Origin of the sequence: Streptomyces sp. NPDC059142 (assembly GCF_042755665.1) — a bacterium.
In the GTDB taxonomy this organism is placed as follows: domain Bacteria; phylum Actinomycetota; class Actinomycetes; order Streptomycetales; family Streptomycetaceae; genus Streptomyces.
This window is the reverse complement of the sequence record NZ_JBHZDA010000013.1, coordinates 21,982-41,643: the sequence shown is the minus strand read 5'-3', so window position 1 is coordinate 41,643 and position 19,662 is coordinate 21,982. Positions and strand designations below refer to the sequence as shown.

Here is a 19,662-nt window from a genome sequence, read left to right as displayed (position 1 = left end):
GGAAAGTCCGCTTGCCGACTTTCCCGGTGGAGAGGGAATTCCCCGGGCGGACCGCGCGGTCCTACTTGCTCAGCACGTTCGCTCCCACGATGAGGAACCCGAGCAGCATGTCCACCCCGCCTGCCCGGCAGGACGAGGCCCACCCGCGCCCCGCGGCGCGCGCCGCCCACAGCCCCCACCCGAAGAGCGCGACCGTGTTGATGAGCAGCGCGGCGTCGATCGCGGCGTCCTCGCTCCACCAGCCCCCGTACGCGCCGAGCAGCACGGCCACCGTCGGCACCACGGCGGCCACCAGCGGCCACTCGGTCAGCACCGAGCGCGCGGTGCTGGTGGTGACCGTGGTCTCGCCGGCCGTACGGTGCGCGATCGCGTGCGCGTAGCCGTGCGCCGCCGCCGAGGCGAGGGCGGCCAGCAGCACCCACACCGCGTCGTACCCGGGATCGGGCCGCCCGCTGTCGTGGTCCAGCGCCGCCACCAGCACGCTGGCCAGCACGGTGCCGTACACCCCGCCGAAGAGCAGGCGTTGCAGGGGCTCCTGGCGGCGGCGGGGAGGCGGAGGGAAGGAAGCGCTGGACACGGGGCCGCCTCTCGGAGGAGTGAGGAGGGGTGGGAGCGGGGCGGCGTACGGTGACGCACCGCGCGATCACCCGCTCCGGAGATGTAACCCCATGCGGCGCCGCCCGCCGGTCAGGCGCTCCCGCCGGGGCGTGCGCCGACGGCACCTCACCGGGGCGCCGGCGCCCCGCCCGCGGGCCGGCCGGGTCCGGCGCGGGAGCGGCCGGGAAGCCGCCCGGCACAGGAAATGCGGCATAAAAAATACCCCGCTACCGAATTGACGGCCGGGGTGCGACTCTGGGTATATTGATTGTTTCCGTATCTCGCGCATCAACATGCGGGAGCGGGAAATCAATTCATCAAGGGTTAGCGTATCGGACAGGGGCTGAATTGTCAACCGAGGAATCATCCGAGGAATTGCGGAACGAGCAGCAATTCGTTTCCCTCCTCTACGACCGGCTCGACGCTCTGAGGGAGCAGGCCGAATCGTCGATGGACGCGTCGGTGGGGCAGGTCAGCACCGTACGGCAGGCCAGGGTCGAGCGGGACGTCAGCGTCGCGGAGTACGCCGGCCGTCTGTCCACGCTGAACGCCGTGGAGTCCGGACTGTGTTTCGGCCGGATCGACCTCCACGGCCGGTCCTCCGAGGGCGAGGGAGAGGGTACGGACGCGGAGCCGGGCGGGGACGCGGGGACCCGCGACACCGTGACCCACCACATCGGGCGCATCGGCATGCGCCGCGACGACTCCGAGCGGACCCCGCTGCTGATCGACTGGCGGGCCCCCGTGGCGCGCCCCTTCTACCTCGCCACCGGCCACACCCCGATGGGGCTGCGCCGCCGGCGCCACATCACCACCCAGGGGCGCACGGTCACCGCGCTCCACGACGAGATCATGGATCTCAGCGACACCACCCGCACCGGGTACGAGGACCCGGACGGCGACGCCGTCCTCCTCTCGGCGCTCAACTCCGCGCGTACCGGCCGGATGAGCGACATCGTCCAGACCATCCAGGCCGAGCAGGACCGCATCATCCGCGCCCCGCACCGCGGCGTCCTGGTCGTCGAGGGCGGCCCCGGCACGGGCAAGACCGCCGTCGCGCTGCACCGGGCCGCCTACCTCCTCTACGCCTACCGCGAGCAGCTCGCCCGCCGCGCCGTGCTGATCGTCGGCCCGAACCCGGCGTTCCTCGGCTACATCGGCGAGGTGCTGCCCTCGCTCGGTGAGACCGGGGTGCTGCTGGCGACGACCGGGGAGCTGTTCCCCGGGGTGCGCGCCACCGGTACGGACACCCCGGAGGCCGCCGAGGTCAAGGGCCGGGTGTCGATGGCCCGCGTGCTGGCCGAGGAGCTGAGGGACCGGCAGACGCTGCCGGACCCCGTGATGGAGATCCCGCACGAGGAGTACGGCACCCTGCTGCTGGACCGCGCCACGGCGGAGGAGGCCAGGCAGCGCGCCCGTGACACCGGGCTGCCGCACAACCTGGCGCGGCCCGCCTTCGCCTTCCGGATCATCGACGCGCTCACGGCCCAGCTCGCGGAGCGGATCGGCGCCGACCCGCTCGGCGGTGACAACCTCCTCGAACCGGCGGACGTCGCCCAGCTCAGCAAGGAGATCGCCACCAGCCGCGATGTCCAGGCCGCGATCGACGCGCTCTGGCCGAGCCTCACCCCGGAGCGGTTCGTCGCGGACGTCCTGGCGGCGCCGGTACGGCTCGACGCGCGCGACGCCGCCGCCGTACGCCGCCCCGGCCCCCGGACCGGCGCGAACGCCCGGATCGACTGGACCCCCGCCGATGTGCCGCTGCTCGACGAGGCGGCGGAACTCCTCGGCGAGGACGACGCGGCGGCCCGCGCCGCGGCGGCGCTGGAGCGCCAGGAGCGCATCGCCTACGCGCAGGGCGTGCTGGAGCTGTCGTACGGCTCCCGTACGCAGGAGTTCGAGGACGTGGACGACGAGGACTCGGAGGTGCTGGCGGCGCACGACATCATCGACGCCGAGCGGTTCGCGGAGCGCCACGAGGAGACCGACACCCGCAGCGCCGCCGAGCGCGCCGCCGCCGACCGCACCTGGGCCTTCGGCCATATCGTCGTGGACGAGGCGCAGGAACTCTCCGCGATGGCCTGGCGGTTGCTGATGCGCCGCTGCCCGAGCCGGTCCATGACGCTGGTCGGCGACCCGGCCCAGACGGGCGACGCGGCGGGCTGCGACTCCTGGGGCCAGATCCTGGAGCCGTACGTCCAGCAGCGCTGGGAGCTGACGAAGCTGGGCGTCAACTACCGTACGCCCAGCGAGATCATGGAGGTCGCGGCCGGGGTACGGCGGCTGGCCGACCCGCTCTTCGAGCCGCCGGCGTCCGTACGCTCGACCGGCACCGGCCCGGTCGTACGCGCCGTGGAGCGCGGCGAACTGGCCCGTACGGCGGCCCGGTTGGCGCGGGAGCGGCCGAGGGAGGACCCGGGCGCGGGCCGTCTCGCGGTGATCGCCCCGTCCGCGCTCCTGCCGGCCCTGGCGGCCGAACTCCCCGACGCCTCCTGGGGTGTCACCCCCGACCTGACCCGGCCGGTGGTCCTCCTCGACCCGCGTCAGGCGAAGGGCCTGGAGTTCGACACGGTGATCGTCGTGGACCCGGAGGCCGTCCTGGACGGCTCCCCGCGCGGTACGAACGACCTGTACGTGGCGCTGACACGGGCGACGCAGCGGCTCGGGATCGTCCGGGACAGGGCGGTGCCCTCGCGGCTCAAGACGGCGTCCGAGGAGCGGTAGGCCGGTGGCCCCGGTCCGCCCCCGGCGGCGCGGGCCCCGTGACCGGGGCGGCCCGCGTCGCCGGGCGCTCCGTGCGGAGCGTCCGTGCCCGAGCGGCGCGCTACGAGCCGCAGTCCGCGCGCCCCGGCGCGGCCGGGCAGATCCGGGCCGCGAAGCCGCCGTTCACGGGTACGTCGACGGTCAGGCGGGAGGCGGCGGTCACCGTACGGGTCTCCACGGCGAGCCCGCCCCCGGGAGCGTCGGTGTAGAGCTCCATCAGCCAGCTCCCCGTCCCCAGGAAGCGCAGCGGCTCGTCCAGGGTGCGGGCCCGGCCCGAGGTGATCGCCCCCAGGAACCACTCGCCGTCCGCCTCACGGGCCAGTACGGCCCGGTCCCCGGGGGCGCCGTCGACCAGCCGGGTGTCGTCCCAGACGGTGGGGACGGCGCGCAGGAAGCGCCGGGCGAGCGGCCTGGCCTCGTACGACTCCACGCTGTCGGCGAGGTGCTGCACCCCCGACTCGTACACCACCGAGAGGGCCAGTTCCGCGGCGTCACTGGTGGGGCGCACCCCGGTGAAGGTGACCGGTGTGAAGTCCATCGGGCCGATGAGGTTCCGGGTGAACGGCAGGGTGGTGTAGTGCGCGGCCGGGAACGGCTGACGGCCGGGCCTGGGGCGGGTGCCCTCGGCGCCCCGGACGGCCTCGACGCTCATCAACTGGGGCCAGGTGCGCTGCTGTCCGCGCGGGATGGTGCCGCCGTGGAAGTTGAGCATCAGCCGGTTCTCCGCCGAGGCCCGGTAGACCGCGTCGTACCAGCGCATCCGGTCCTGGCCGTCCGACTCCATGAAGTCGATCTTCAGCCCCGCGACGCCCCAGGACTTCCAGAGCGGGAGCAGCCGGTCGAGCTCGCTCCGCGCGTCGATGGTCTGCCAGCGCACCCACAGCCAGATCCCGACGCCCTTCTCCTCGGCGTAGGCGGCCAGTTCGGGCATCCAGTCGTTGCTCCAGCCGGAGTCGACCAGGACGTACTCCCACCCCTCGCGGGCGGCGAAGTCCACGAACTTCTTCTGCTGGTCGAGGCTGCCAGGACTCTGGCCGTCGGACCACCAGGACCAGGCGGCCCGGCCGGGCTTGATCCACGAGGTGTCGGCGACCTTCGAGGGCGCAGCGAGATCCGTGGTCAGATCGCTCCCGGTGACGGTGGCGAGGTCGCCGACGACCATCGTGCGCCACGGGGTGGCGAAGGGGGCGGAAGCCACCTCCGCCGGGTCGGGGAGGGTGAGCCGGAAGCGGTCCTGACCGGCGCCGAGCGTCAGCCGGGAACCGCCGTAGGAGCTGTCGAGCCCGGCCTCGCCGATCAGCAGCCAACTGCTCCCCACCCGGAACAGCGAGGGGTAGCCGTAGTCGCCGGCCCGCGCCGCGGCGGCCGTGGTGTGCCGGTGGACCGACTCGTAGTCCTGGCGCCCGTTGTCGTACGGCAGCAGATAGGCGTCGGCGGTGCCGGGGACGGCGTACTCCGACGCCTCGTTGAGCACGGTGACCGTTCCGCTGCCGGGCAGCGCGTAGCGGTAGGCGACCCCGTCGGAGGAGATCCGCAGGGTGACCCGGAGTTCGCGGCCGCGTTTGCCGAAGGTGAAGACGGACTCGGTGGCGTCCGCGGTGTGCCGGGTGCGGCTGCCGGTGGTCGTCGTGTACGTCTCGTGGATCCGCCGGTCGCGCCGGCCCTCGTAGCGCAGGCCGCCGGTGAAGTCGGTCTCAGCCGTGCGGATGCCCAGGGCCGAGGGGCGCAGAACGGTCGTACGGCCGTGCCGCACCGTCAGTGTCAGCCCGCCCGAGGCGGTGAGGGCCAGCTCGGCCCCGACCCGGTCCCGGCTGCCGCCGGGTGCGTCGAGAGACCACGAACGGGCCTGTTCCGCCGTGTCGTCCCGTTCCTGCGAGGCGGCCCCGGGCGAGGCCGGGACGAGTAACGCGGCCACGCAGGCCGCCCCCGTCAGGGCTCTCGTGAGAGTGGATCGTGCCAAGCGCATCGTGCCTCCTGGTGAAGTCGGCTCGTCCTGTCGCGCGCCCTGTCGTCCGGTGTTCTCAGACGAGCTGGTAGCCGCGCAGGTTCGTCAGCAGCATGTGGCAGTCCCGCAGGGAGCCCGAAGTGTCCCCGAGGGAGCGGTAGATGCCCCACTTCGGCCGGACCCGGTCGGCGAGGAAGGTGTCGACACCGGTCTTCCGCGCGTCGATCAGCGTGGTGCCGCCCTTGCGGAGGATCCATCGCACGGTGCCGCTCGTACCGTTGCCGATCTTGAGCTGGAAGTCCACGTCGACCCACGCGTCGTGCAGCGGCGCCAGGGGTGTCCGGCCGACGAGGATGTCCTGTTCGAAGATCTTCAGCTCGATGGTCTGCGCGCCGTCGACCCGGCGCAGCGACTGCACGACGATCGGGGAGGAGCCGGTGCCGGGCTGCTTCATCTGCATGATGTGGGTGAAGCCGGTGGTCGCCCGCAGGGTGTTCGGGAGGTACATCGAGTACGTCACCCGCCAGCTCTCGCCCTGCTTCCACCGAAGGTACGAACCGCCCGCCGGGGTGCGCATACCGGTGACCTCGTGGCGCTGCCGGTCGGTGGAGGTGTCCCGGTCGGCCATGTGCATGGTGAAGCGGTAGTTGTCGCCGTCGGCGGAGATGTGCGGGGAGGCGGAGGGGTGGGAGTCCGCGCGGTCGTCCTCGACGGTCTCGAAGGCGGCCAGTTTGTCGGTACGCGCCGAGGGCGCCCAGCGCTGCTGCCAGGAGGCCGCGGCGGCGGGGCCCGTGAGCTGCGGCAGCCCGGTGGCGACGGCGCCGCCGAGCGCGGCCCCCAGGAGGACGCGCCGGGTCGGCCGCGGCGCGGAACCCGAGCCCGGGGCGGGGCGGGGGGAATCGGTCATCGCGGACCACCTTGTCGTCGGGGCGCCGGGAGGCCGAGGCGGCGCTGGGCGGTGTGGAGGTTGGGCGGGGTGACGGCGGGGGTTCCGTAGCCGTCGAGGCGGGAGTGGAGGGGCCCCGGGAAGTCGGGCCGGTCGATCTGGCCGAACGCGGTGACCTCGGAGATCCCCACGGTGGCGCTGTACGGGGCCACGTCGTCGATCCGTACGCACCCCGCCCGGCCGTTGGTGACGGTCACGTTCCAGTGGGTGAAGCGCGCGCCGTACAGGGGGCCCGCGACGGCGTCGCCGCCGTGGGCGCCGTCGTTGTGGAGGGTGATCTCGGTGCGTACGCCGGCGAACGGCAGGCCCCGGTGGGTGTCGAAGGTGCCGGTGGCCATCCGGCCGCGCGACCAGACGTTGTGGCTGGACAGGCCCTCGACGTTGATGCCGTGCACCTGGGTCCCGGCGGGCGGCGGGGTGGCCGGCCGCTCGACGGCGAAGTCCTCGACCAGGTTGTCGTGGGAGCCCTCGCGGCACGCGTACGGGTGGTGGCTGCCGCGCCCGGAGACCCGGGTCCGGCGCAGGGTGACGGCCTTGGCGGCGACGAGCAGGAAGCCGTTGTCGGCGTTGACGACATGGACGTCGTCGGCCCAGCAGTCCCAGGCGCACTGCATGGCCAGGCCGTTGTACCCGGTGTCCAGGAGGTGGGGTGACTGGGTGGTCTCCCGCATCTCGATGGTGAGCCCCTCGACCCCGGACCCGGTGACGGGGGCGGCCAGTGTGGTGAACCGCGGAACCCATTCCGGGCGCGCGTCCAGCGGCAGCGGCCGGTCGAGGGTGACCCGGCGGCCCCGTACGGCGGCGATCCGCACCGGCCACTCGTACGGCACATAGCTCAGCAGCTTGGTCTTGTCGGACCAGTCGTAGCCCGCGGCGCCCTCGACATCGCCGCACATGTGGGCGAGCAGGCCGTGCCCCGGGTCGTCGGAGAGCTGGAACAGCACCCGGTCGCCGGGGCGCAGCGCGGCCGGGGCGTCCACGGTGACGGTGAGGTCGCCCCGGCGGGCCGCCGAGGTGACCCGGGCGAGGGTGCGCCACTGGTCGCGCCGGTTGCCCGTCCACCCCTCGAAGGGCCACCGGCCCGCCCTGATCGCTTCGGTCAGCGCCCGGTACCGCGCACGCGGGCACACCCACACCAGCCCGCCGGCCCAGGACCAGGAGGACTTGTCGCCGCCGTACCGGCTGCCGTAGGGGCCGATGATCTCGGTGAGCGAGCGGGTGGCGTACAGGGTGGTGGCACCGCTGCCCGCGCCGCGCAGGGTGACACCGCTGTGGCCGATCCGGATGATGTCGTCGATCCGGAACCGGCCGGCCGGGAGGCGGACCGTGCCGCCGCCGCGCGCGCCGGTCTCGGCGATGGCCCGGTTGATCGCGGGCGCGGCGTCGGCGGAACCGTCGGGTCGGGCCCCGTACCGCAGCACGTCGGCGCGCACGGGGCGGCGCGGGAAGGGGGTGGAGCCGCCGGCGAAGCCGGCCCGGCCGATGAACGGGATCTGTGGATGTGTACGGGGCGAGGCCCGGAACTCGTCCCAGAGGGAGAGGGAGGGCGGGCGTCCCGTGGCGGTCTCCGGGACGTGTCTGGCGTGCGCCGTGCCGGTGAGGGCGGTGGAAGCCGCGGTGGTGGCGGTGGCCTGGAGCAGAGTTCTTCGGCTGATCACCATGCATGCGCCTTTCAGGGCATGTTTCATGTATATGAATGGCGTTCAGATGTGCATCCATGGGGGAGAGTGCCACGGGCCCGGGGAGCGGGGAAGGGTCCCCGGTCAAGATTTTCCCGGGCGGAGACCGTCCGGACGGCCCGGAGCACCGTGCGCCTGCGGGCGCGAGGGGGCCGGGAACGCACCACGGCCCCGCCGGCGAGCGGATCCGGCGGGGCCATGTGCTCCTGATGCTATGTCAGTTGTGGGCGCTCCGCCGTCACACCGGCCGCAGCCAGACCGTCGCGAGCGGCGGCAGCGTGAGCTGGAGCGAGACCGGCCTGCCGTGCGCGGCCACCGACTCCGGCTTCAGCGGCTCCGGGTTGCGGATGTCGCCGCCGCCGAACCGCGCCTCGTCGGTGTTGAGCACCTCCGTCCACGCCCCGAACTCCTCGGGCACGCCCAGCCGGTACTGGTGACGGACCACCGGCGAGAAGTGCGAGACCGCCAGCAGCGGCGCGCCCTCGGCGTCGAACCGCAGGAAGGCGAAGACGTTGTCCTCGCCCGCGTCGCCGTCCACCCAGGCGAAGCCCTCGGGGACGGTGTCCCGCTGCCAGAGCGCGGGCGTGGCGCCGTACACCGTGTTGAGTTCGCGGACCAGATCGCGTACGCCCCGGTGGTCGGCCTCCGCCCCGTACGACGGGTCCAGCAGCCACCAGTCCGGCCCATGGCTCTCCGACCACTCGGCGCCCTGGGCGAACTCCTGTCCCATGAAGAGGAGTTGCTTGCCCGGGTGCGCCCACATGAAGCCCAGGTACGCGCGCTCGTCGGCGCGCTGCTGCCACCAGTCGCCGGGCATCTTGGCGACCAGGGCGCCCTTGCCGTGCACGACCTCGTCGTGCGAGATCGGCAGGACGTAGTTCTCGCTGTACGCGTACACCATGGAGAACGTCATCTCCCCGTGGTGGTACTTGCGGTGCACCGGCTCCTTGGAGATGTAGTCCAGCGAGTCGTGCATCCACCCCATGTTCCACTTCAGCCCGAAGCCCAGCCCGCCGAGCCCGTCGGGACCCGTGAGGTGGGTGGCGCGGGTGACCCCGTTCCAGGCCGTGGACTCCTCGGCGATCGTCACCACGCCGGGACAGCGCCGGTAGACCGTCGCGTTCATCTCCTGGAGGAACGCCACCGCGTCCAGGTTCTCCCGCCCGCCGTGCTCGTTCGGGGACCACTGGCCCGCCTCGCGCGAGTAGTCGAGGTAGAGCATCGAGGCGACCGCGTCCACGCGCAGCCCGTCGATGTGGAACTCCTCGCACCAGTACACCGCGTTGGCGACCAGGAAGTTGCGGACCTCCGTACGCCCGTAGTCGAACTCCAGCGTCCCCCAGTCCGGGTGCTCGGCCCGCAAAGGGTCCGCGGGCTCGTACAGCGGCGGCCCGTCGAAGCGGGCCAGCGCCCAGTCGTCCTTCGGGAAGTGCGCGGGCACCCAGTCGACGAGCACCCCGATGCCCGCCCGGTGCAGGGCGTCCACCAGGTACCGGAAGTCGTCGGGCGTGCCCATGCGGGAGGTCGGCGCGTAGAACCCGGTGACCTGGTACCCCCACGAACCGCCGAACGGATGCTCGGCGACCGGCATCAGCTCGACATGCGTGAAGCCCAGGTCCTTCACGTACGCGGGGAGCTGTGCGGCGAGCTGACGGTACGTCAGTCCCGGTCGCCAGGAGGCGAGATGGACCTCGTAGACGGAGAACGGAGCCTCGTGCACCGGGCGTTCCCCGCGCCGTGCCATCCACCGCTCGTCGCGCCACACATGGTGGGACTCGGTGACGATGGAGGCGGTCGCGGGCGGCACCTCCGTACGCCGGGCCATCGGGTCGGCGCGCAGGGTGTGCGAGCCGTCGGGGCGGGCGATGTCGAACTTGTAGAGCGCGCCCTCCCCGACCCCCGGCACGAACAGCTCCCACACGCCCGAGGAGCCGAGCGAGCGCATCGGCAGACTCGTACCGTCCCAGTAGTTGAAGTCACCGGCGATCCGCACTCCGCGCGCGTTCGGCGCCCAGACCGTGAACCGGGTGCCGGTCACGCCCTCATGGGTCATCGGCCGGGCGCCGAGCGCCTTCCACAGCTCCTCGTGGCGGCCCTCGCCGATCAGATGCAGATCGAGGTCACCGAGCGCCGGCAGAAAACCGTACGGGTCGCGCACCTCCAGCTCGTCCGGATCCGCGGCGGGGTCGGCGGTGTCGCCGTAGCGGACGAGCAGGGTGTACGCGGGGATCGCGCGCAGCGGCAGCACCCCGGAGAAGAAACCGTCCCCGTCGTCGTTCAGCTCCGCCCGCAGACGCTCGGCGCGTACGGTGACGGCCCGCGCGTACGGCCGCAGCACCCGGAACACCACACCGTCCGCCACGGGGTGCGCCCCCAGCACCCCGTGCGGATCGTGGTGGGTCCCGCCGAGCAGCCGGTCCCGGTCACCCGCGTCCAGCGGCGGCGCGACCCGCACCCGGGGCGCCGTCGCGGCCGGGCCCCCGGGGGCGGCGGGGGCCGCCGCGGGGGCGGGGATCGGGAGCGTGGCGGCGGGCGGCGCGGACGGTGCGGCGGGCGCTGCGGACGGCGCGGCCTTCGGCCTGGGCTTCGCCTTCGCCTTCGACGCGGACTTCGACGCCGGCTTCGCCGCGGACTTCGGTGTGGACTTCGACGTGGCCTGGGGCGTGGACTCGGGAGACCGGTCGGACGAACGGTCGGACGGCGTGCGGGCGGTCACGGGGGCTGCCTCCTCGAAGGGGCGTCGTTGGGGGGCTCGTCGGCGGACAGGGGAGGGGGAGGGGGAGAAGGAGAGAGGGCAAGGAGGAGGCGCGGCGGGCGGGCGGCCCCGGTCAGGCGCCCGCGGCCAGCCGGCGGATCGCCGCCATGGGCACGGGGAGCCAGTCGGGGCGGTGCCGCGCCTCGTACAGGACCTCGTACACCGCCTTGTCCGTCTCGTACGCGCGCAGCAGCTCGGGTTCCGCGCGCGGATCGGTGCCCGCGGTGGCGTACCCCTCGCAGTAGGCGTCCCGGCAGCGCGCCGCCCAGTCGGGGCGCCACGGCTCGTGGGAGCGCGCCGCGTAGTCGAAGGACCTGAGCATGCCCGCGACATCGCGGACCGGTGGCTGCGGACGGCGCCGTTCCGCGAGGGGCCTGGCGGGCTCGCCCTCGAAGTCGATGACCGACCAGCGGCCGTCCGGTGTCCGCAGGGCCTGCCCGAGATGGAGATCGCCGTGCACCCGCTGGGCCGGCCTGCCGCGCCCCGCCTCGTCCAGCGCGGCGAGCGCGTCGAACGCCGTGCGCAGCCCGGGGACGTACGGCAGCAGCGCGGGCACCGCGCGCGCCGCCTCCTCCAGACGTTCGGTCATCCCCTCGGCGAGATGCGCGGTCTGCCTGCGGCCCAGCGTCACGGTCGGCAGCGCGGCGGCGAGCGCGGTGTGCACCTCGGCGGTGGCCCGGCCCAGCGCCCGCGCCTCCGCGGTGAACTCCCGGTCGCCGGTGAGCGCGGCCAGCGCCAGCCGCCAGCCGTCCCGGGAGTCGCGCAGATACGGCTGGAGCACACCGAGGGTCAGGGTCTCCCCACTGCCCGGCAGTCCGCCGCCGGACGGGTCGGCCGCCTCGATCCAGCCGACCGGCGCCGGGACGCGCTCGCATCCCTCGGCGGCCAGCGCGAGCGGCAGCTCCAGATCGGGGTGGGGGCCGGGGAAGACCCGGCGCAGGATCTTCAGGATGTACGCGTCCGCTCCGCCGGACCCGTACACCAGCGAGGAGTTCGACTGCTCCGCGTCGAGCAGTCGGCCGGTGAGCCCGGCGGGCAGGGGCGCCGCGCGGCAGAACCGCAGCGGTCCCCGGACGCCGGGGGTGCGCAGCCGCTCCAGCAGCAGATCGGCGACGCGCGGGTCGTGCAGCCCCTCGTAGACGGTACGGCCGGCCAGCGGCCCCTGTTCCACACGGCCGATCGCGGCGGCGGCCAGCGACGGGGGCAGGGAGTGGCGTACGCCCAGGAGAAGCTGGTAGCAGTCCTGGTAGCGGCCGCTAGCGGGGGGCGGATCGGCGGCGCCGTGCTGTTCCACCCGTACGAGCAGATGGAGCAACCCCGGTCCGCCGGCGCTCTGCGCCAGCAGTTCCGTGACGGCGACGGGCACGAAGCCGGTGACGGGGCTGCCCTTGCCCGCGAACCAGCGCTGGCGCGGCAGCCACGCGTGGAGCAGTGGCGCGAGGGAGCCGACCAGGGCCCGTGCCTCGGTGTCGGAGAGAGCGGGGGCGGGGGGCTGCGCGGGGGACAGGGCGCTCCTGAGTCGCGGGACGCCGTGGTCCGGGCGGTTGTCCTGGGCCGGGGACGTGACGGGGTCCTGCGGAGGGTGGCTTCTGTCGGCGAGACCCGGAGTAAACCGGGTGGATGCAGCCTTCGACATGGCATCGCGTCCTTTCCCCGGGCACACCACAAGGTGCGCAGAGTGTCCCGGATTGCGGCAACGGCTGTCCGGCTGTGCGGGACGTGTCGGGTGAGGATGATCCGTACGGATCGATTCCGTACGAACTCAATACGAATTTGATCGAATCGATCGAACTGGATGTGGAGGAGAGTGCCCCGTGCGCGGCGGTGCAAACCGCCCCGCATCACGACACGCGTCACCACCGTGCGGACAGGGGCTCCCCGCCGGGCGGGGAGCCGCGGCTCACACCGGTGGCGCGGTGGCGGCGGTGTCCTTCCGCAGCCTGAACCAGTAGAAGCCGTGTCCGGCCAGCGTCAGCAGGTACGGCCACTCCCCGATCGCCGGGAACCGCACGCCGCCGATCAGCTCCACTGGATGACGTCCGCTGAACGTCCTCAGGTCCAGCTCCGTCGGCTGGGCGAAGCGCGAGAAGTTGTGCACGCACAGCACCAGGTCGTCGCCCTCGCCCTCCTGGGAGGGCGCCTCGCGCAGGAAGGCCAGCACCGCCGGGTTGGACGACGGCAGCTCGGTGTACGAGCCCAGCCCGAAGGCCGGGTTCTGCTTCCTGATCTCGATCATCCGCCGCGTCCAGTGCAGCAGCGAGGACGGCGACGCCATCGCCGCCTCCACATTGGTGACCTGGTACCCGTAGACCGGGTCCATGATCGTCGGCAGATAGAGCCGCCCGGGGTCGCTGGAGGAGAAGCCCGCGTTCCGGTCCGGGGTCCACTGCATCGGTGTCCGCACGGCGTCCCGGTCGCCCAGCCAGATGTTGTCACCCATCCCGATCTCGTCCCCGTAGTAGAGGATCGGGGAGCCGGGCAGCGACAGCAGCAGGGCCGTGAACAGCTCGATCTGGTTGCGGTCGTTGTCCAGCAGCGGGGCGAGCCGGCGCCGGATGCCGATGTTGGCGCGCATCCGCGGATCCTTGGCGTACTCCGCGTACATGTAGTCGCGCTCTTCGTCCGTGACCATTTCGAGGGTCAGCTCGTCGTGGTTGCGCAGGAAGATGCCCCACTGGCAGCTACTGGGGATGGCCGGGGTCTTCGCCAGGATTTCCGAGACCGGGTAGCGGGACTCGCGCCGTACGGCCATGAAGATCCGCGGCATCACGGGGAAGTGGAACGCCATGTGGCATTCGTCGCCCCCCTTCGCGTAGTCGCCGAAGTAGTCGACGACGTCCTCCGGCCACTGGTTGGCCTCGGCGAGGATCACGGTGTCGGGGTAGTTCGCGTCGATCTCCGCCCGGACCCGCTTCAGGAACTCGTGGGTCGCCGGCAGGTTCTCGCAGTTGGTGTTCTCCTGCTGGTACAGGTACGGCACGGCGTCCAGCCGGAAACCGTCGATGCCCAGGTCCAGCCAGAACCGCAGCGCGGAGACGATCTCCTCCTGCACCTTCGGGTTCTCGTAGTTGAGATCCGGCTGGTGGGAGAAGAAGCGGTGCCAGTAGTACTGCTTGCGCACCGGGTCGAAGGTCCAGTTCGACGTCTCCGTGTCGACGAAGATGATCCGCGCGTCCTGGAACGCCTTGTCGTCGTCGGCCCAGACGTAGTAGTCGCCGTACGGCCCTTCGGGGTCCTTGCGGGACTCCTGGAACCAGTCGTGCTGATCGCTCGTGTGGTTCATGACGAAGTCGATGATCACGCGCATGCCGCGCTGGTGCGCCGCGTCGACGAACTCCACGAAGTCGGCGAGGTCGCCGAACTCGGGGAGCACCGCCGTGTAGTCGGAGACGTCGTAGCCGCCGTCGCGCAGCGGCGACTTGAAGAACGGCGGCAGCCAGAGGCAGTCGACCCCGAGCCATTGCAGATAGTCCAGCTTCGCGGTGATGCCCTTGAGATCACCGATGCCGTCGCCGTTGCTGTCCTGGAACGAACGCACCAGGACCTCGTAGAAGACGGCGCGCTTGAACCAGTCGGGATCGCGGTCCTTGGCCGGGGTGTCCTCGAACGTGTCGTGGACCGGCTCGTTGACGATCATGATGTGGGTGACCCTCCGATCGGCGGGGACGGTCGCAGCACCACGATGTGCGCGGGCCTGACGCCCGGCTCCAGACGCACATAGGTGGAGCTGCCCCAGTGATAGGTCTCGCCGGTGAGCTCGTCGCGCACCGGAACGGTCTCGTGCCCCTGCATCGATGCGAGGCCGAGCCGTGCCATGTCCAACGAGACCGTCGCCTCCTGGGTGTGGTGCGGGTCGAGGTTGACGACCACCAGAACGGTGTCCGTGCCCGACCTCCTGCTGTACGCGATGACCGCGTCGTTGTCCGCGTGGTGGAAGTGGATGTCGCGGAGCTGCTGGAGCGCGGGGTGGCGCCGTCTGATCCGGTTGAGCGCCGTGATCAGGGGCGCGATCGTCCGGCCCTCGCGCTCGGCCGCCTCCCAGTCCCGGGGTCTGAGCTGGTACTTCTCCGAGTCGAGGTACTCCTCGCCGCCCGGTTTGGCCGGGGTGTTCTCGCAGAGTTCGAAGCCCGCGTACACCCCCCAGGAGGGCGCCATCGTCGCCGCGAGCACCGCCCGCGCCTCGAAGGCGGGCCGCCCGCCGTTCTGGAGATAGGCGTGCAGGATGTCCGGGGTGTTGACGAAGAAGTTGGGCCGCATGGACCAGGCCGACTCACCCGACAGCTCCGTCAGATAGTCGGTCAGCTCCTGCTTGCTGTTGCGCCAGGTGAAGTACGTGTACGACTGCTGGAAGCCGACCGCGCCGAGCGTCCGCATCATGGCGGGCCGGGTGAACGCCTCGGCCAGGAAGATGACGTCGGGGTCCGTGCGGTTGACGTTGGCGATGACCTTCTCCCAGAAGAGCACCGGCTTCGTGTGCGGATTGTCGACGCGGAAGATCCGTACGCCGTGCGCCATCCAGTACCGCAGCACCCGGGTGGTCTCCCTGACCAGCCCGCGCAGATCGGTGTCGAAGGCGATCGGGTAGATGTCCTGGTACTTCTTCGGGGGGTTCTCCGCGTACGCGATCGAACCGTCCGCGCGGTGGTGGAACCACTCCGGGTGCTTCTCCACCCACGGATGGTCCGGCGAGCACTGGAGCGCGAAGTCGAGCGCGATCTCCATCCGCAGGGTGCGGGCCGTCTCCACGAAGTGGTCGAAGTCCTCGATCGTGCCCAGGTCCGGGTGGATCGCGTCGTGACCGCCCTCGGCCGAGCCGATCGCCCACGGCACCCCGACATCCTCGGGCCCCGGGGTGAGGCTGTTGTTGGGGCCCTTGCGGAACGTGGTGCCGATGGGGTGGATCGGCGGCAGGTAGACGACGTCGAACCCCATCGCGGCCACGGCGGGCAGCCGTTCCGCCGCCGTCCTGAAGGTGCCGCTCACCGGCGGCTCGCCCGTCCGGACGACCGCACCCTCGGAGCGCGGGAAGAGTTCGTACCACGATCCGTACAGCGCACGCCGGCGCTCGACGAGCAGGGGCACCGGGCGGGAGGAGCTGACGAATTCACGCAGCGGGTGACGGTCGAGGGGGGCGGTGGCCTCGGGGGAGAGCGCGGCGGCCAGCCGGGCTGCGGCGGGCAGCGCCGTGTCGCGCAGGGTGTCGGCGGCGGCGAGCACGGCCTCCCGGCCGTCGCGCTTGGGCACACCGGCGGCGGCGCGCTCGTACACCTCGGCGCCCTCCGCGAGCACGAGGGCGATGTCCGCCTCGTCGGTGCCGGCCGGGATCTTGATGCCGGCGGCGTGGCGCCAGGTCGCGACGGGGTCGCTCCACGCCTCGACGGTATACGTCCACCGGCCTTCCGCGGTGGGGGAGACCTCCGCGCCCCAGCGGTCGGTGCCGGGGGCGAGCTCACGCATCGGGGTCCACGGGCCGGGGCGTCCGCCCGGATCCACGAGGACGACATTGGCGGCGACGGCGTCATGGCCTTCGCGGAAGACGGTCGCGGTGACCTGGAAGGACTCACCGACCACCGCCTTCGCTGGGCGTCTTCCGCAGTCGACGAGAGGGCGTACGTCCAGGACGGGAATGCGTCCGATCAGCGGTTTCACGGGATCACCTGAGGGCTGTGCGGGCTTGACAGGCAGGGCGGGTGAAGCGGGTGGCGCGAGTGGAGCTGCTGCAGTGCCGTGGCGAGAGAAGGGTGACTGGATTTCTGTGGGTTTGATGTTCTTTGTAGCTGCTCTGTGGGCGACTGCGAGGCTGCGAGCATGGCCGCTCCTGTCCGCGTTCACTCGAATAGCGCTGGAAATCGGGACGAGACGCGCTCGTGTGCGGTAGGTACCGCTGGAGCCTTCCCACTGGTTTCGGTGCGGTAATCCAGCGGTGTGTTAACTCCTCCTACTCCGGCCGGGTCGGGTCATGCGTGCCGCGAGGGGGTGGGTTTCGGCCGATACGGGCGGTGGCGCGTGTCGCGACGCCGGACCGCTCCGGTGTCCGTACGGCGATCCCGTCACCACGTCCCCGATATCACCGAGGGAACAACGGGGGAAACCACCGGGGAGGGAGCGAATGGAGTGCATTCACCGTCACGAGTGCGCCGTGGCCCCGCCCGTGGGGGTAGGGCTACCTTCGAGGAGAGGCGGGCGCACCGACGGTGTGTCCGCCCCGGCTCTTCTGCTGTCCGGCTGTCCGCCCCTCCCGGTTGCGAAGGTGGAACACGTGAAGGCAATCCGTCGGTTCACCGTCCGCCCCGTCCTGCCCGAACCCCTCCAACCGCTCAGCGACCTCGCCCGCAATCTGCGCTGGTCCTGGCATACCGAGACCCGCGAACTCTTCGAGTCCGTCGACCCCGCCGGGTGGCGCGCGGCGGGCGCCGACCCCGTACGGCTGCTGGGCGGAGTCTCCGCGGCGCGCCTCACGGAGCTGGCCGCCGACCCCGCCTTCCTCGACCGGCTCACCGCCGCGGCCGCCGATCTCGACACCTACCTGCGCGGTGCGCGGTGGTACCAGGAGCACGGCGGTGACACCGGTGGCGCGAGAGCGGCCGACGGCGCGGAGGGGGGCGCGAGCGGGGGCGCGGAGCTGCCCGCCGCCATTGGCTACTTCTCGCCAGAGTTCGGGGTCACCGCCGCCCTGCCCCAGTACTCCGGCGGGCTCGGCATCCTCGCCGGTGACCACCTCAAGGCCGCCAGCGACCTCGGCGTACCGCTCATCGGCGTCGGCCTGCTCTACCGGCACGGCTACTTCCGCCAGTCGCTCTCCCGGGACGGCTGGCAGCAGGAGCAGTACCCGGTCCTCGACCCCAACGAGCTGCCGCTGACCCTGCTGCGCGAGGTGGACGGCACCGCGGCCCGGGTCAGCCTCGCCCTGCCGGGCCACCGCACCCTGCGCGCCTGCGTCTGGCAGGCCCATGTCGGACGCGTACCGCTGCTGCTCCTCGACTCGGACGTCGAGGAGAACGGCCCCGGCGAGCGTGAGGTCACCGACCGGCTCTACGGCGGCGGCAGCGAACACCGCCTCCTCCAGGAGATGCTGCTCGGCATCGGCGGCGTCCGCGCACTCCGTACCTACTGCCGGCTCACCGGCCACCCCGCGCCCGAGGTCTTCCACACCAACGAGGGGCACGCGGGCTTCCTCGGCCTGGAGCGCATCCGTGAACTCGTCAGCACCCCGGCCGACGCCCTCTCCGGTACGGGGTCCGGTGCGGCGATGGGGTTCGAGGCCGCGCTGGAGGCGGTGCGCGCCGGCACCGTCTTCACCACGCACACCCCCGTACCGGCCGGCATCGACCGCTTCGACCGCGGACTGGTCGCCCGTCACTTCGGCGACGACGGCGAGCTGCCCGGCGTGCCCGTCGAACGGGTCCTCGGCCTCGGCATGGAGAGCTACCCCGGCGGCGAGGGCAACCTCTTCAACATGGCGGCCATGGGGCTGCGGCTCGCCCAGCGCGCCAACGGCGTCTCCACCCTGCACGGCGCCGTCAGCCGGAGGATGTTCGCCGGACTCTGGCCGGGCTTCGACCCGGAGGAGGTGCCCATCGTCTCCGTCACCAACGGGGTGCACGCACCGACCTGGACCGCCCCGGAGGTGGCCCGCCTCGGCGCCCGTCCGCACGGCACGGGAGAGCCGGATCCCGCCGGGCTTCCCGACTTCGCCGCCACCCCCGCCGCCGCGCTCTGGGACGTACGGCGCGCGCTGCGCGGCCAACTCGTGACCGAGGTGCGCCGGCGGCTGCACGCCTCCTGGCGGCTGCGCGGCGCCGAGGACGCCGAGCTGGGCTGGATCGACGGCGTCCTCGACCCCGACGTCCTGACCATCGGCTTCGCCCGCCGCGTCCCCTCGTACAAGCGCCTCACCCTGATGCTGCGCGACCGGGACCGGCTCACGGAGCTGCTGCTCCACCCCGAGCGGCCGATCCAGATCGTCGTCGCGGGCAAGGCGCACCCGGCGGACGACGGAGGGAAGCGGCTGGTGCGGGAGCTGGTGCGGTTCTCCGACGATCCGCGCGTACGCCACCGCATCGTCTTCCTGCCCGACTACGGCATGGGTATGGCGCAGAAGCTCTACCCCGGCTGCGACGTCTGGCTCAACAACCCGCTCCGCCCCCTGGAGGCGTGCGGCACCAGCGGGATGAAGGCCGCGCTCAACGGCTGTCTCAACCTGTCGGTCCTGGACGGCTGGTGGGACGAGTGGTTCGAGCCCGACTTCGGCTGGGCGATCCCCACCGCCGACACCGGGACCGCCGACGAGAACCGCAGGGACGACCTGGAGGCGAACGCCCTCTACGAACTCATCGAGGACCGGGTCGCACCGCGCTTCTACGACCGCGGCGACAGCACTGCCGGTGGACTGCCGGACCGCTGGATCGAGATGGTCCGGCGCACCCTGGTCACCCTGGGGCCGAAGGTGCTCGCGGGGCGGATGGTGCGCGAGTACGTGGAGCGGCTCTACGCCCCGGCCGCCCGCGCCCACCGCTCGCTCGACCCCGGCCGGGCCGCCGAACTGGCCGCCTGGAAGTACCGTACGCGCACGCTCTGGCCGTATGTCTCCGTCGACCATGTGGAGGCGGTGGCGGCCACCGGCGCCGGGGGCAGCACGGAGCTGGGCTCCACGCTCACCCTCCGGGTCGGCGTCGGCCTCGGGGAACTGCGGCCCGACGACGTGGAGGTGCAGGCCGTCGCGGGCCGGGTGGGCTCGGACGACGCGCTCGTGGACGCGCGGGCCTTCCCGCTCAAACCGGCGGGCGGCCCCGACCTGGACGGCCGCTGGGTGTACGAGGGCCCGCTCGCCCTGGACCGTACGGGTCCCTACGGCTACACCGTTCGCGTTCTGCCCGCCCACCCGCTGCTCGCCACCAGCGCGGACCTGGGGCTGGTGGCGCTGCCGACGGAGGCGACCGGGGAGGGCGCGGGGGTCCTGCTGCGCTGACCGCCGTGG

Annotated in this window: 10 protein-coding genes; 2 read left to right on the top strand and 8 right to left on the bottom strand. The window is 72.4% G+C overall.

All coding sequences use genetic code 11. The features are described from left to right. Positions 1 to 61: 61 nt before the first annotated feature. A complete protein-coding gene (locus ACFXPK_RS07460; protein WP_385004680.1) occupies positions 62 to 577 on the bottom strand; it encodes a hypothetical protein in 516 nt (171 codons plus the stop codon). A gap of 395 nt (positions 578 to 972) precedes the next feature. Here ACFXPK_RS07460 and ACFXPK_RS07455 point away from each other — a divergent pair, with 395 nt between their 5' ends. Then, the gene (locus ACFXPK_RS07455) at positions 973 to 3,321 is read left to right on the top strand and encodes a HelD family protein (RefSeq protein WP_385072692.1); all 2,349 of its coding nucleotides are present in this window, start codon (positions 973 to 975) and stop codon (positions 3,319 to 3,321) included. A 100-nt stretch (positions 3,322 to 3,421) separates the two neighbouring features. Here ACFXPK_RS07455 and ACFXPK_RS07450 read toward each other — a convergent pair whose 3' ends face one another. The 7 genes from ACFXPK_RS07450 to ACFXPK_RS07420 form a co-directional block, all read right to left on the bottom strand. Continuing rightward, positions 3,422 to 5,326, bottom strand: coding sequence for a glycoside hydrolase family 97 catalytic domain-containing protein (locus ACFXPK_RS07450; protein WP_385072689.1), 1,905 nt, complete (start codon positions 5,324 to 5,326; stop codon positions 3,422 to 3,424). Positions 5,327 to 5,381: 55 nt separating this feature from the next. After that, the gene (locus ACFXPK_RS07445) at positions 5,382 to 6,212 is read right to left on the bottom strand and encodes a Tat pathway signal sequence domain protein (RefSeq protein ID WP_384998725.1); all 831 of its coding nucleotides are present in this window, start codon (positions 6,210 to 6,212) and stop codon (positions 5,382 to 5,384) included. After that, positions 6,209 to 7,912, bottom strand: coding sequence for a glycosyl hydrolase family 28-related protein (locus tag ACFXPK_RS07440; protein WP_385072686.1), 1,704 nt, complete (start codon positions 7,910 to 7,912; stop codon positions 6,209 to 6,211). The genes ACFXPK_RS07445 and ACFXPK_RS07440 overlap by 4 nt, the downstream gene beginning before the upstream one ends. Before the next feature lie 256 nt (positions 7,913 to 8,168). Then, entirely contained in the window at positions 8,169 to 10,646 is a 2,478-nt protein-coding gene (gene glgB, locus ACFXPK_RS07435) for a 1,4-alpha-glucan branching enzyme (RefSeq protein ID WP_385072684.1), read from the bottom strand. A gap of 112 nt (positions 10,647 to 10,758) precedes the next feature. Next, positions 10,759 to 12,321 carry a phosphotransferase gene (locus ACFXPK_RS07430; protein WP_384998734.1) on the bottom strand — a complete coding sequence of 521 codons (1,563 nt, stop codon included), beginning with the start codon at positions 12,319 to 12,321 and terminating at the stop codon, positions 10,759 to 10,761. 264 nt (positions 12,322 to 12,585) lie between these two features. Continuing rightward, positions 12,586 to 14,322, bottom strand: coding sequence for a maltose alpha-D-glucosyltransferase (gene treS, locus ACFXPK_RS07425; RefSeq protein ID WP_384998737.1), 1,737 nt, complete (start codon positions 14,320 to 14,322; stop codon positions 12,586 to 12,588). Continuing rightward, positions 14,319 to 16,325 carry an alpha-1,4-glucan--maltose-1-phosphate maltosyltransferase gene (locus ACFXPK_RS07420; RefSeq protein WP_385072795.1) on the bottom strand — a complete coding sequence of 669 codons (2,007 nt, stop codon included), beginning with the start codon at positions 16,323 to 16,325 and terminating at the stop codon, positions 14,319 to 14,321. The genes treS and ACFXPK_RS07420 overlap by 4 nt, the downstream gene beginning before the upstream one ends. Positions 16,326 to 16,944: 619 nt before the next feature. On the opposite strand from ACFXPK_RS07420, the gene glgP reads away from it, so the two are divergent. Beyond that, positions 16,945 to 19,653 (top strand): alpha-glucan family phosphorylase, encoded by a 2,709-nt coding sequence (gene glgP / locus ACFXPK_RS07415; protein ID WP_385072679.1) that lies wholly within the window; start codon positions 16,945 to 16,947, stop codon positions 19,651 to 19,653. Positions 19,654 to 19,662: the final 9 nt, after the last annotated feature.